13 protein-coding genes are annotated in these 12,052 nt (G+C 43.8%); 5 read left to right on the top strand and 8 right to left on the bottom strand.

Annotation, left to right across the window (positions count from 1 at the left end; translation table 11 throughout):
• Positions 1 to 684: 684 nt before the first annotated feature.
• Genes ACL8WY_RS03285 through ACL8WY_RS03270 form a run of 4 tightly spaced genes read left to right on the top strand, consistent with a single transcriptional unit; the run spans position 685 to position 4,820 of the window.
• Positions 685 to 999 (top strand): PadR family transcriptional regulator, encoded by a 315-nt coding sequence (locus ACL8WY_RS03285; protein WP_436516979.1) that lies wholly within the window; start codon positions 685 to 687, stop codon positions 997 to 999.
• Between the two features lie 2 nt (positions 1,000 to 1,001).
• A complete protein-coding gene (locus tag ACL8WY_RS03280; protein ID WP_436516977.1) occupies positions 1,002 to 3,677 on the top strand; it encodes an ABC transporter permease in 2,676 nt (891 codons plus the stop codon).
• 1 nt (position 3,678) lies between these two features.
• Positions 3,679 to 4,239, top strand: a complete 561-nt coding sequence (locus tag ACL8WY_RS03275; protein ID WP_436516975.1) for a serine hydrolase domain-containing protein — start codon at positions 3,679 to 3,681, stop codon at positions 4,237 to 4,239.
• Positions 4,209 to 4,820, top strand: a complete 612-nt coding sequence (locus ACL8WY_RS03270; protein WP_436516973.1) for a serine hydrolase domain-containing protein — start codon at positions 4,209 to 4,211, stop codon at positions 4,818 to 4,820. The genes ACL8WY_RS03275 and ACL8WY_RS03270 overlap by 31 nt, the downstream gene beginning before the upstream one ends.
• A 318-nt stretch (positions 4,821 to 5,138) precedes the next feature.
• On the opposite strand, the gene ACL8WY_RS03265 is transcribed toward ACL8WY_RS03270, so the two are convergent.
• From ACL8WY_RS03265 to ACL8WY_RS03230, 8 genes are all read right to left on the bottom strand, one after another.
• The gene (locus tag ACL8WY_RS03265; protein WP_436516971.1) at positions 5,139 to 5,618 is read right to left on the bottom strand and encodes a nuclear transport factor 2 family protein; all 480 of its coding nucleotides are present in this window, start codon (positions 5,616 to 5,618) and stop codon (positions 5,139 to 5,141) included.
• A gap of 12 nt (positions 5,619 to 5,630) precedes the next feature.
• Positions 5,631 to 6,473 carry an alpha/beta hydrolase gene (locus ACL8WY_RS03260; RefSeq protein WP_436516970.1) on the bottom strand — a complete coding sequence of 281 codons (843 nt, stop codon included), beginning with the start codon at positions 6,471 to 6,473 and terminating at the stop codon, positions 5,631 to 5,633.
• A 73-nt stretch (positions 6,474 to 6,546) separates the two neighbouring features.
• Positions 6,547 to 7,116: a helix-turn-helix domain-containing protein gene (locus ACL8WY_RS03255; protein ID WP_436516968.1), complete on the bottom strand. Its 570-nt coding sequence runs from the start codon at positions 7,114 to 7,116 to the stop codon at positions 6,547 to 6,549.
• A 47-nt stretch (positions 7,117 to 7,163) separates the two neighbouring features.
• Positions 7,164 to 8,327 (bottom strand): intradiol ring-cleavage dioxygenase, encoded by a 1,164-nt coding sequence (locus tag ACL8WY_RS03250; RefSeq protein ID WP_436516966.1) that lies wholly within the window; start codon positions 8,325 to 8,327, stop codon positions 7,164 to 7,166.
• 51 nt (positions 8,328 to 8,378) lie between these two features.
• Positions 8,379 to 9,185, bottom strand: coding sequence for a LytR/AlgR family response regulator transcription factor (locus ACL8WY_RS03245; protein ID WP_436516964.1), 807 nt, complete (start codon positions 9,183 to 9,185; stop codon positions 8,379 to 8,381).
• A gap of 58 nt (positions 9,186 to 9,243) precedes the next feature.
• Positions 9,244 to 9,816, bottom strand: coding sequence for a hypothetical protein (locus ACL8WY_RS03240; RefSeq protein WP_436516963.1), 573 nt, complete (start codon positions 9,814 to 9,816; stop codon positions 9,244 to 9,246).
• Positions 9,813 to 10,790 carry a 23S rRNA (adenine(1618)-N(6))-methyltransferase RlmF gene (rlmF, locus tag ACL8WY_RS03235; protein WP_436516962.1) on the bottom strand — a complete coding sequence of 326 codons (978 nt, stop codon included), beginning with the start codon at positions 10,788 to 10,790 and terminating at the stop codon, positions 9,813 to 9,815. The genes ACL8WY_RS03240 and rlmF overlap by 4 nt, the downstream gene beginning before the upstream one ends.
• A gap of 129 nt (positions 10,791 to 10,919) precedes the next feature.
• On the bottom strand, positions 10,920 to 11,429 hold the full coding sequence (locus ACL8WY_RS03230; RefSeq protein ID WP_436516960.1) for a DUF2200 domain-containing protein: 510 nt from the start codon (positions 11,427 to 11,429) through the stop codon (positions 10,920 to 10,922).
• On the opposite strand from ACL8WY_RS03230, the gene hisB reads away from it, so the two are divergent.
• Positions 11,428 to 11,958, top strand: a complete 531-nt coding sequence (gene hisB, locus ACL8WY_RS03225; protein WP_436516958.1) for a histidinol-phosphatase — start codon at positions 11,428 to 11,430, stop codon at positions 11,956 to 11,958. The genes ACL8WY_RS03230 and hisB overlap by 2 nt on opposite strands.
• The last annotated feature ends 94 nt before the right edge of the window (positions 11,959 to 12,052 follow it).

The following is a 12,052-nucleotide window of genomic DNA, read 5'->3' as shown; positions in this document are numbered from 1 at the left end:
CCCTTTGATCCAAGTCGGGATGAATTGTTACAGACGTAGGAAAAAATATGTAGAGATGAAAAGGGACTGCACGCAGGGGAGAGGGGTCAGCTAATTAGTTTATTAGTAGATTGGTAATGACCAAAGTGAAGATGCTGAAGAATCGGCTGGCGCGCGTCTGCAACGCGTATCCAACACTGTGCGAAGAGTACGCGTTGCAAACGCGCACTAGCAGGGTTGTCGGTATGACTGCCTAAGTTGTCGGTATCACTGTCGAAGTTGTCGGTATCACTGTCGAAGTTGTCGGTATCACTGCCGAAGTTGTCGGTATCACTGTCGAAGTTGTCGGTATTACTGTCGAAGTTGTCGGTGTCACTGTCGAAGCTGTCGGTATCACTGCCGAAGTTGTCGGTACTATTTACTAATCTCTCCGCTGGCGCTCGTCTGTGACGCGTGCCCAACACTGTGCGAACGGTACGCGTTGCAAACGCGCACTAGCAGGGGTAGGATATAAAAAGAAGTCTAAGCATAGCATTAGCGGAGCATATGGACAGAAAGCGCTAAAGTAACGCAGGTAGCTGACCTTGCTAACCAGTCTTTTGCTCTTAGGTAATTACTTAGCTCCATTGGTAAGACTAAGTTAAAACGATTATATCCTAAACAAATATTTACTTAATACGTATTACCTAAACAAATATTTAGTTAATGAGCAAAAATTTAGGAGCATTAGAAGAAATCATCCTTCTGCTTGTGTTGAAGCAGGGGGAGTCATACGGCGCTGAATTAGTGAAATTATATCAGGAACAGATGAAGAAAGGGATCACTTTGCCTGCCATTGTTATGGTGCTGAAGCGCCTGGAAAAGAAGGGGTTTCTGGAGTCGAGAATGGGTGAGCCAACGTCCGAACGAGGGGGGAGGAGTAAGGTGCTCTACAAAGCGACACCATCAGCCTACCTCACTGTCGCAGATTCAATGAATGCCAAGAACGCCATTTGGAATTCCGTCCCTAAACCCATTTGATTATGCATCCGGAGAAGGAAAAGTCAACATGGGGAGATCGGATACTGCGTTTTTTTACTGGTCAGCAATTGTTTGATGAGGTCAAGGGAGATTTGGAGGAAACCTACCATTGGCGTCAGGAACAGCAGGGGAAATGGTACGCCGGCTCTAGATATTATTGGGATTTGTTTAGTGCTTCTAGGTTTATGTTTAGTAGTGGCGGATTCAAATTAATCTCTCAAAGTCTTTTATTCAGTTTCATCAAAAGTTCTTTTCGGAATTTCAGGCGCAATCTAGGTTACACTTCACTCAATATTTTAGGTCTTGCTTTGGGCTTATCAGCCGCTCTTTTTATTCTCGAATATGTTTCGGAAGAACTGAATTACAATAACAGCTCAGGGTCAGCTCAGATCTACCGTGTTTCCAACGACTATTACAGGTTTGGTGAAAAGGTCTATGAGAGTAGCATGACCTTCTCAGGGGTAGGACCTGCCATGGAGCGTGATATACCTGAAGTAACGGAGTACGCCAGGTTATTTAGTTCCAGCATCCAAAGCGGAGCGGCTGTTGTCCTGACCAGACCCGATCAACCACAGATCAACTTCAAAGAGCAAAGGCTGTTTTTTGCTGATTCTTCATATCTGGACTTCTTTGATTTAACGGTGACGCATGGTGTGAGTCAACTGGATAAACCAAACACGATCATGCTTACCGCTGAGTTGGCAGAAAAGTACTTTGGCAGCATTGAGCAAGCACTAGGAAAGACATTGAAGTACAATGACAACAAGTCAAGTCATGAGCTAATTGTTTCAGGCGTATTTACGAAACCAGATTTTAAGCTGCAGGTAGATACCGACGTTCTTATTTCCTATGGTACGTTGGTTCAGCAGAATGAGGAGGTGTTTACAAATGACTGGGGGGGGAATGCTTTTATAACCTTCGTTAAAGTGACGGAACAAGCCAGTCCACACATCATTGAGCAAGCGATGAGTGAATTAACGCTTCGTTATAAGCCGGGTTATTCGGAGAAGAATGAGCAAGGAGAATACTTGCGGGTCAACCGTTACTTCTTAACGAGAATTACGGACATCCACCTGAATTCCGACTATCAAAATGAAGTTGGACCTGTTGGAGATGCGACAACCATCCGCGTGTTACAAGTGATCGCCTTGTTTATAGTGATCATCGCCTGGATTAATTTCATTAATCTTAGCACCGCCAAATCTGTGGACAGAGCTCGTGAAGTAGGCGTCCGGAAGGTTATGGGTGCGCATAAGAACGAGCTGGTCATGCAATTCTTCACCGAGGCAATACTCATCAATGGGCTGGCGGTGTTGCTGGCACTGGCCATAGTTATGATCAGTCAGCCGTTGTTCAATATGTTTGTAGAAAAAAGGCTCTCGCTTCTAAATATCGATACAAGTCGATTTGGTATGTTGGCAGTTATCATTTTTCTGATTGGCACCACACTTTCGGGGTTATATCCGGCATTTGTCATCTCTGCACATAAAGCCATCGACGCACTGAAAGGAAAATCGAAAGTTGACGCTGGCTTGTATTTGAGAAGGGGGCTGATCGCTTTTCAGTTGCTTTTCAGTTCGTTGCTTATCATGGCCACTTTAGCCATCAATGGGCAACTAAAGTATATGAATAATCATTCCATGGGCTTTGATATGGACGAGGTGTTGATTCTTCGCGGACCCGTCATCCGCCCGGCCATTGGGGAAGAAAACATACCGAATATTGAGCTTTTCAAACAACAGGTGCTAGCCATTGCCGGCGTGAGTCATATCAGCACTTCTTCAGTTATTCCTGGCCAAGGGATATTACGTGGGCTGGCCATTTCACGGATTAGAGAAAGCGAAGCAGATATGAAGTCCATCGAACGGGTAGTCACCAGCAATCACTTTCTTACTACCATGAAGGTAAGATTTATTGCAGGTAGGGACTTTGATAAAGAGATGGTGGGATATGCACCTATCATTCTCAATGTTTCGGCAGCTAAGATGCTTGGATTCGATGACCCTTCTGAAGCGATGGGACAGATCCTGTATGAATTTACCAGGGAGGAAAGAAAGGTTGTCGGAGTGATCGAAGATTACCACCACGAGTCATTGAGTCGCGCCATTGATGCCATGTATTTCGTCCGAAATGAAGCATGGGACGCATTTTATGCTGTTCGTCTGGATACTAAAGAGATGGGCACGACGCTTGAACGCATCGAAGAACAATATAAGGCTGCCTACCCCGGAAATCCTGCCGATTACTACTTCCTTGATCAGTTTTTTGGAACCCAATACAAGAAAGATGAAGTCAACAGAAAGGTGTTCAGCGCATTTGCATTGATGGCAATTATTGTGGCTTGCCTGGGTCTCTATGGACTATCTTCATTTTCAGCGCTTCAGCGTACCAAGGAGGTGGGGGTCAGAAAAGTACTGGGAGCCAGTATTCCCGGACTTTTTATGTTGTTGTCTAAAGAAACTTTCATCTTGGTGTTGTTGGGCTTTGTGCTTGCCATTCCGATGGCATGGTTGGGGATAGAAAGCTGGCTCAACGGCTTTGCCTACCGAATGCCTATAGAGCCTTTGCTCTTTGTAACTCCACTGGTCCTGATCTCAGCAATTACACTTGTAGCAACCGGCAGCAGGATTTTGAAAGTAGCGCTGGCCAACCCTGTAAATTCACTCCGATATGAGTAGCATGAAAAGAATATTTTTCTCACTTGGGTTTTTACTTATGGCTATGGGGATTATTTCTTTTTTAGTAAGACCTAAAGAGACACAACCATCGGTCATTCTTCAGCAGGTAGATTATGAATCACTCCTGGAGCAATTCGAGCTTACTTCCAGAATGGATTATTACGGAGTGCCAGGTATCAGTTTGGCAGTCATCAGGGATGGCAAGCTGGATTGGGCCAAAGGGTACGGATGGTTACAAGCGGGAGGGACAGAAAAAGTAAACGCGCAAACGTTGTTTTCTGTCGGTTCCATAAGCAAGGTTGGAGCTGCTGTGCTGAGTTTAAAACTGCATGAAGAGGGCAAGCTGGATATTGATGAAGATGTAAACCAATACCTGAAATTGTGGAAGATTGAGGAGAATGATTATACAAAAGATCAAGCGGTAACATTAAGACACATCATGTCACATACAGCCGGTCTTACCGTTCATGGCTTTGCTGATTTCAACCCTGGAGAACCACAGCCCACTACTGTTCAGATTCTAAATGGGGAATGGCCGGCCAAGAATTATCCGGTCGTGTGAACATGCCAGTTGGAAAGGAATTTCGGTACTCCGGTGGAGGGACTACCGTTGAGCAATTGATCATTGAAGACATCACAGGGAGCCTTTTTCACGAAGCAGCAGATCGACTTTTATTTCAGCCATTGGGTATGACAAGAAGCAGTTATGAAAATCCACTCCCCGGTGCGGTTGGTAATATAGCCAAGGCGCACAACAGAAGTGGTGCTCCGGTGGCCTTACCTCGAGGCTACCAAAGCATGCCGGAAGCTGCCGCATCAGGATTGTGGACCACCCCCACGGATCTTTCCAAGGTTATGATCATGTTGATGCAGGCATATAAAGGAGATCACGATTACTTGAGCCAAAGAATGGTAAACGATATGATGACTCCAGTTGATCCGAGCAACTACGGATTGGGTCCTCGAATCAGAAAAAGGAATGAAGGCCATCTGTTTACTCATGGAGGCGCGAATGATTCGTATAGGGCAGAGTTCATGGGTGCTTTGGATAAAGAAAATGGGGTCATCATCTTCACGAATGGGACCGCCGGATCTGAATTGATAGATGAGCTATTGCCGTTGTTTGAGTCGGTGCTTTTTTGAGGATCGTTCTGGTGTGTTCGAATTTGCCTTGTCTGACTATGCTTTTTCCTTTATCGGGATTCAAATCCCTTGACTAAGAGTAGGATATAAAAAGAAGTCTAAACATAGCATGCGCTAGGCTTTTCATATTTTGTTGTTTTCATAACAACATCGTCAATTTAGAAATTGACTTTATATAGAAAGGCGTAGCTGCAACCTACGCCTAGAGTGGGTAGGATATAAAAAGAAGCTCCGCTGGCGCTCGTCTGTGACGCGTGCCCAACACTGTGCGAACGGTACGCGGTGCAAACGCGCACTAGCAGGTTGAGGCGGGCTGCTTTATTTCACCCAATCATTGGAATTTTCGCGCTGAGAATAGTCAATCAGGTCATTCGGATAATTGATCCAGTCGATGTGTTTGATGATTTTGCCTTCGTCATTATAATAAAGCAACGTCGTGAACTGCATGGCTTCTACGTTTTTCTCATCCCATACGAAAGGTGTGAAGTACCCTTTGATGGTCGCTGTGTTTCCTTCAATGATGGTGTGCTCAATGATGAATGTTTTGTCTGCACCCTTCTGAAAACGTTCATCCGGCCAATTGAAAAATTCAGCAAATTGCTCTTTTCCTTGCACCCTGTAGCCCGTGATTATGTCTTCCAGCACCATGTCGTCATCATACAGATCCAGAAAAGCATCAAAGTCAGCTCTCTGTTCATAGAGGCGAATGAATTCATCCACTTTTGGCTCAACCGTTTGGTTCTGAGGCTGACAACAAATGCAGGTGATGCAGATAAGAAGTGCTAAGTACAATCGCATTTTTAGAGGTTTTTATTCCTCCAAAGAAAGTACATTTTTAGTATTTAAATAGGCGTCTGACCACAACCTCAAAGCTATTGGTGTGGAGTAGAAAAGGTTGTTTCCATGATTGGCCTCCGGGATGTATTGATGCACAAATGACTCCTTATTGACGCGATCGAGCAAGTCGGTCATCATCACATAAGCAGCTTTCATTTTATCGTTTTCTGCTGTTCCCAGACTCAGGTACATAAATGTGCTATCTGAGCGATTGGTTAATGCCGTTTCAGCCTTTTCGACAATGATCGATCCATCTCTCCAAAAGGCAGGACTGAAACTGAAGTAGGCGTCAAATGCCACAGGATCTTCCATATAGGCATAGAAAGCAAAGAGTCCGCCTCGGGAATGTCCCGCCAACATTTTGTATCCATTGGTCGGGTAGTTCTGCTCTATATATGGAGCTACTTCGTCGGTCAGGAAGGAAAGGAATTGATCTCCTCCTCCGTAGATTTCTCCGTCTGTTTCCCGGAAAATGTAATGAGGTGTCAGGTCTCTGTTTCGATTGGAGTTGGGGATGCCTACAATGATCATCTCCGGAACCACCTCAGCTATGTTGAGTACTTCAGCAATGCGGGAAATCCTAAAATCTTGCGATGAACCGTCGAGTACATATAGAACAGGATACTTCATGAGCGGATCATATCCCCGTGGTAGAAGAATTAAGATGTTACGTTTTTCTGCTAAGATTTCGGAATCAATTTCAACCAAAACATCGGCTTCCAGCTGGTTTTGCTGAGCAATGATTTCGAAGATAGACAGCACGATCAATGCCGTGAGTATCGTCGTGATGAGGATGGTAAGGAGCGTTTTTTTCATAGTTAATTTTTTCGGCCAAGGAAGCTCGAAAAGAGAAAAGATGTTACGCCATTTCTACGTCAGATCCGTGTCATTATAGCAATGGTGGTACCCAGCTAAGGATTTTGGTCTGATGCTTATTCAATTGGATTGCAGTATTTGCTACGATAGCAGCATTGAGGATCAAGAGAAAAATGTAAGTGGTCAACCGATAGGGGAAGTGTCCGATGACGCTTTGGCCGGCAATGAGGTAGGAGATGATATGTATGAGAACGAAAGTGAACAAGGTGGTCAGCAGCCACATGATTTGAAAGCTAATGATCCTGCTCTCAACCTGGTTGCCTTTCTTATTTGTCTTCTTTCGGCGCCAGTAGATCAATTGAATAAATACGTGAATCAAAGGAGCAATGATGACCAGCAATCCGATGATATTCAGGGTTCTTAGCTTGCCCTCATGATTTTCAGAATGACCTGACTCGATTTTGGAAAGGTCGAGTTCAAGCGCTGAAGCCAGCGTCTTTAATGTGTGACCGTGCGGATTGACGGTGCCTTTTTCTATGCGCTGAATGGTGCGCAGCGAAATGCCGGATTGATGCGCCAGCTCCTCCTGAGATAAGTGCTTCGTTTTTCGCTGCGCTGTGATCGTTTGGCTGATGGATTCCACATGGTAAAAGTAAATGAATCCAAAACGTGATTTGTATGAAGACTCAGTCAGTGTTTAGGTCTGGCCAAATGAAAGTATTCACCCTTGGTGCGATCTAGTTCCTTTGTCAGCAGATCAAAGCTTTCCTGACCGGGTTTTAGGTTGATGAACTTGCTAACGATGTTACTGTTTTTGTAGATAATCAATGTGTTTGCTGCTTTGGGATTTATCCCAATTAAATCTACATCTGATGCCTGATCCGAAAAGGAAGGAACAGTGGTCAATGCCACCTTCTGAAGGTTCAGTTGTTGCCCTATCAGCTCGAGTTGTTTTTGAATTGAAGCACCATCTTCAGCATTTTCAAGGCTCATCACCATGTAGGCTTTTAAATACTGTTCTCGTTTGACGCTTTCTTTTTCCAGATATGTCAGCCAGGCTTTGATTTCGTTCCAATTGGGATGGTTTCCAACAAAATAGAGAATGCCATGATATCGTCCATACTTACAAATAGGACAAGTTTTTGTGCCTTTGTCCGGACCCCACACATGATAAGGGGTAAAGGAAAATACGTCTTCGCCCACATTCCTACCTGAGGCAATGGCTGTAGCATCTTTCGCCGGATAGCTTGGGATGTTGAGACCAAGTATGATGTTGTGCTCGGCAATTTGAACTTCATCGTTTTGGAGCACACGAAGAATGCCACTTCCACCACGGTTGGTCATTGCCTTCCGCCTTTCGGTAGTGAGCAGGATGTCATCATCAAAGACGAATTCATCGATGTAATAGGGCATGTCCATGCCTGGTTCCAGAATAGACGGATGTATGTGTGCAGGTTCATTACTGTTTGGATAAGCAGCCGGACGTATCGTATGGATCGCGTACTTTCCTTCCGCATCTGTTTTCACCCAACCTCTTAAATAGCCATGTCTGCCTGCCCGTTGATCCAGATCAGGATGATTGGAATAATAGCCTTTGGTATCGGTGTGGTAATAGTAGAGGATTACATGGGGTGCCGGGGTAATGCCGTCAGGTTTATAGATCGTTCCTGTTACAATCAGTTTTTGACCTTCGGCAAACCAGCCCAGCGTGGTATCACTTGCGGCCATATCCTTGGGCATGTCGATGAATATAAATTCAGCATTCTCGAACGGTCCTCCAATGTTTTGATTTGACTGTCCCTGGCAACTGAACAATAAAGGCAGGAGTGCAATTAGAAAGTATGTACGCTTCATGTTTTTCTTTTGAAGTACGTCTATTGACCCCAAAGAGATGATGCAAATAGGCTATCCTGAGGACTTAATGGTCTGACCTGAGTGATTGAGACGCTGTTTGAACGCTTCGCCATAGTTTCTGCTCATGCGTACAATAGATCCGTCCTTCATTTCAATGTCATAATCTCCATTGAGTCGGGACGTATAGGACACGAGCATAGTCAGATTGATAATAGTTGATTTATGGATTCTTACAAACGCACCATTATGTAGCTTTTCATGTATGGACTTCAATGATTCATTGTGGAGGTAGCTTCCTTTTGAAGTGATCAGTTTTATGTATGGACTTTCCGCCTGAATGGAAATGATGTCTTTAGGATCGACTAAAATTTTTTGAGTTCCCTTCGTCACGGTAATCATTTCTAAGGGTGAGAGCTTTGAAGGGGAGAGTTGATTGACAAAGCTGAGTGCTACGTAAATAAGTGGATATCCAATGAGTACAATGTAAAGGTACTCAGCTAGCCCATATTTAAGAACACGAGAAAAGAAGAAGGTATGGTCAAATAGGAGGTTGGACAGAATGAAAACAAGAGCCGGATACAGCAGGAAGTGAAGGGTGGCAGAGGTAATGCTTTTTATGGCGACACTAAGCATGCCTGACTTGATCCGCAGCTGTTTCACCAGCCACACAATAGGAATAAAGCAAAGCCAGAAGGAATTGAATAAAAGTGACTCACTGAGGTAGAAATTATATCCCTGAACTTTGGCATGTAGCCAATCCTGAGTCAAAGCCAGCACTAACAAGGCTGAAATGATCAGCAATGCGAATGAAAGAATTCTGTTTTTGAATAATCGGATTGAAAGCCAAGGATTCATCATGATGCTCAACTAAGTTAATCAACTGAGTTCATTGTTTTCAACACTGAAGTCAATTGTCTTAATCCCTGCGCATAAACCAAAGCGTATAATCATCGGATTCTTGCCAGGTGTGATAGACGTGAAATCCAAAACGTTCATAGACGTTCCTGTTCCGTTCTACCGAAGTTTCCAATAAGATAGGAAGCTCTTTTTCCTGCGAGAGCCGAAAGATTCCTTCCTTGAGATCGTACACGCCACCAGTTCCTTTTTTCTCCGGATCCACACCCAAAAACCAGAAGTTGAGATACGGTTCATTCGGGCGCTGCTTTTTGAGGTATCCTTCGCGTTTCAACACCTGTGGCACTCTCGAAATACCAATTGCTTTGCGGATAAGCTGCACTTGGTTCCAGTAGCTGTTGAGACTTGATTTGGCGGGTTCTTCAAAGCAAATAGCTGCAGCAGATTCATCATCCGATAGAAATACGCCATTATTTTCCAGCCCGGTTTTTACCGCATATTCAATAAGCGCTTCTAGCCGTTTTTGAACCTTTCCATCTTGCTTGATCACCCACAATGCGCTTGGATTGGTTTGAAAAGATTGGGTAAGGATGTGGATGACTTTGGCTAAGTCGGATGGGTTGATAAGTTTCATTCTACCAATGATTGTGTTTTCCATCTGGTTTCTCGCCACGCTCTTTGATCTGCTCTGGAGAGGAATGTCCAGGCCACAATACGAGTGGATTTATTCCCGGTGCCCATGGGGATGGTTTTGACCTTCTGGGCTTTGAGTGCCTTCAATGAACTGTGAATTCCTTTTAGATTTGACTGCTTGGATACCAGGGTTGAAAACCAATAGCAGTTGCTAGAGAAGCGTTCACTTTCTCTTATCATGTTTTGAATAAACTTGTTTTCTCCGCCTTCACATATAAGCTCACTGCTGATCCCGGCAAAGTTGAGCTCGGGCGTGACGACTATTTTGCCTGATAGATTCTTGATCTTTCTTCGAGTGCCTTTTTGTGCACCTTCCATCGAAGCATGAAAGGGAGGATTGCAGATGGTCAGATCAATTTTATCTTCCTGACTTATGATGCCTTGAAACATGTCTGTTGCATTTTTCTGCAATCGGCATTCAATCTTATCGGCTAGAGAAGGATTGGAACTAACAATCCGCTGTGCGGATTCAATCGACTTTGGATCAATATCAGATCCGATAAAATTCCAGCCGTATTCTGTCACTCCGATGATTGGGTAAATGCAACTGGCTCCAACACCAACGTCCAGGCATGTGATTGTATCTCCGGTCAGGAGTGTGCCAAAATTACTTTCGCATAATAGATCAGCCATGTAATGAAGGTAATCCGCTCTTCCGGGTATGGGTGGGCAGAGATTTTCATCCGGAAATTCCCAATGCGCGATTCCGTAGTAGTGCTTCAGCAATGCCTTGTTTAGCAATTTGACTGCTTGTGGGCTGGAGAAGTCCACCGATTCTTCCCCGAACTTGTTAGGTTTCAGGTGATTTTTCAGTTCAGGAATAGCAGTAATTAAAGCACCTAGATCATATCTTTCACGGTTTTTGTTACGTTCATGCAGCCGTGTTTTTGCTTGTTGTTTTTTTTCTGAAGACATGATTCGCCGGATTTCTTCTATCGCTGCGTAAAGATAGCTGCCGTAGGTGGTAGATGAGAAAGAAAGATCGATAAGTATAAGTTCAGCTAGCGGAGTCTTAATGCATTTTAAGTTATATGAGTACCAGTATTAGGCCTTTTCTTCTCGCTTAATCTTCTCCATTTTACGACCTTTTGCCAATTCATCAATCAGCTTTTCCATTCTTCTGCATTGTCGATACAAATCAAACTCATCCGCTATTTCTTCTATGCGATAACCACAAACCACTCCTTTGATCATGTGTGCATTGGGATGAATTTCTGCTTTCTCAAAAAATGTTCCGAATGTTACTTTCTCATCAATGAGTGCTTGTAATTGATCTTCATCAAAGCCCGTGAACCATTCTATTACTTCGTTCAGTTCTTCTTTGGTTCTGCCATTCTTTTCCAGCCTATCCAGATAATGGGGATAGATGGATGCGAATATCATATTCGCGACTTTTTCATTTTTTTCAGCTGTGACTTTCATCTCTTTTTGATCTTGAATGGATAGGAGATAATTTTTGTATAAACGTCTAACAACACTATCAATACTTGAGATAGTCAATTCAAATATACTTCTTTGACTAAAAAGACGCGCTCCACTTATCTTCGCACTCATGAGACCTATTCTATTCATTGACCGTGACGGCACCATCATTCAGGAGACTGATGACGAGAAGATTGAAACCATCGAAAAGCTCGACTTTCTACCAGAAGCGCTGTATTACCTAAAGAAGCTGAAGGATGAAACAGACTACTTATTCGTGATGGTCACTAACCAGGATGGATTGGGGACAGAGGCTTTCCCAGATCATGAATTTTGGCCAGTGCATAACTTCATCATGCGCTTGCTGGAGAGTGAAGGCATTCACTTTGATGCAGTCCATATCGACGAGCACTTTGAGAAGGACAATCATCCGAATCGTAAGCCGGGAACTGGCATGCTTACCGAATACATAAATGGTAATTATGACATGGAAAACTCGTACGTGTTGGGTGATAGAGCTACTGATGTGCAGCTGGCTCATAATCTGGGTTGTAAGGCGATTTATCTCACTTCGGCGTATTCAGATAATGAAACGGAGGCGGAATTGAAGCCAACGAGCTGGAAAGAGATTTATGAATACTTAGTTGCTAGTATTCAGTGAACTAGTAGACCGGTAACTAGTGAAAACTCTTATCGAGATTGCTTCTTAACTGATCACTAATTCACTAATCACTTATTTCCTGATCACCAATTAA

Origin of the sequence: Ekhidna algicida (genome assembly GCF_051379705.1) — a bacterium.
In the GTDB taxonomy this organism is placed as follows: Bacteria; Bacteroidota; Bacteroidia; order Cytophagales; family Cyclobacteriaceae; genus Ekhidna.
This window is presented reverse-complemented; position numbering and strand designations above follow the sequence as displayed.

Bases quoted from the DNA above. Each gene is read 5' to 3' on its own strand.
- ACL8WY_RS03285 (WP_436516979.1), top strand. From the start codon at position 685: ATGAGCAAAAATTTAGGAGCATTAGAAGAAATCATCCTTCTGCTTGTG.
- ACL8WY_RS03280 (WP_436516977.1), top strand. From the start codon at position 1,002: ATGCATCCGGAGAAGGAAAAGTCAACATGGGGAGATCGGATACTGCGT.
- ACL8WY_RS03275 (WP_436516975.1), top strand. From the start codon at position 3,679: ATGAAAAGAATATTTTTCTCACTTGGGTTTTTACTTATGGCTATGGGG.
- ACL8WY_RS03270 (WP_436516973.1), top strand. From the start codon at position 4,209: ATGGCCGGCCAAGAATTATCCGGTCGTGTGAACATGCCAGTTGGAAAG.
- ACL8WY_RS03265 (WP_436516971.1), bottom strand. From the start codon at position 5,618: ATGCGATTGTACTTAGCACTTCTTATCTGCATCACCTGCATTTGTTGT.
- ACL8WY_RS03260 (WP_436516970.1), bottom strand. From the start codon at position 6,473: ATGAAAAAAACGCTCCTTACCATCCTCATCACGACGATACTCACGGCA.
- ACL8WY_RS03250 (WP_436516966.1), bottom strand. From the start codon at position 8,327: ATGAAGCGTACATACTTTCTAATTGCACTCCTGCCTTTATTGTTCAGT.
- ACL8WY_RS03245 (WP_436516964.1), bottom strand. From the start codon at position 9,185: ATGATGAATCCTTGGCTTTCAATCCGATTATTCAAAAACAGAATTCTT.
- ACL8WY_RS03240 (WP_436516963.1), bottom strand. From the start codon at position 9,816: ATGAAACTTATCAACCCATCCGACTTAGCCAAAGTCATCCACATCCTT.
- rlmF (WP_436516962.1), bottom strand. From the start codon at position 10,790: ATGTCTTCAGAAAAAAAACAACAAGCAAAAACACGGCTGCATGAACGT.
- hisB (WP_436516958.1), top strand. From the start codon at position 11,428: ATGAGACCTATTCTATTCATTGACCGTGACGGCACCATCATTCAGGAG.
- ACL8WY_RS03230 (WP_436516960.1), bottom strand. From the start codon at position 11,429: ATGAGTGCGAAGATAAGTGGAGCGCGTCTTTTTAGTCAAAGAAGTATA.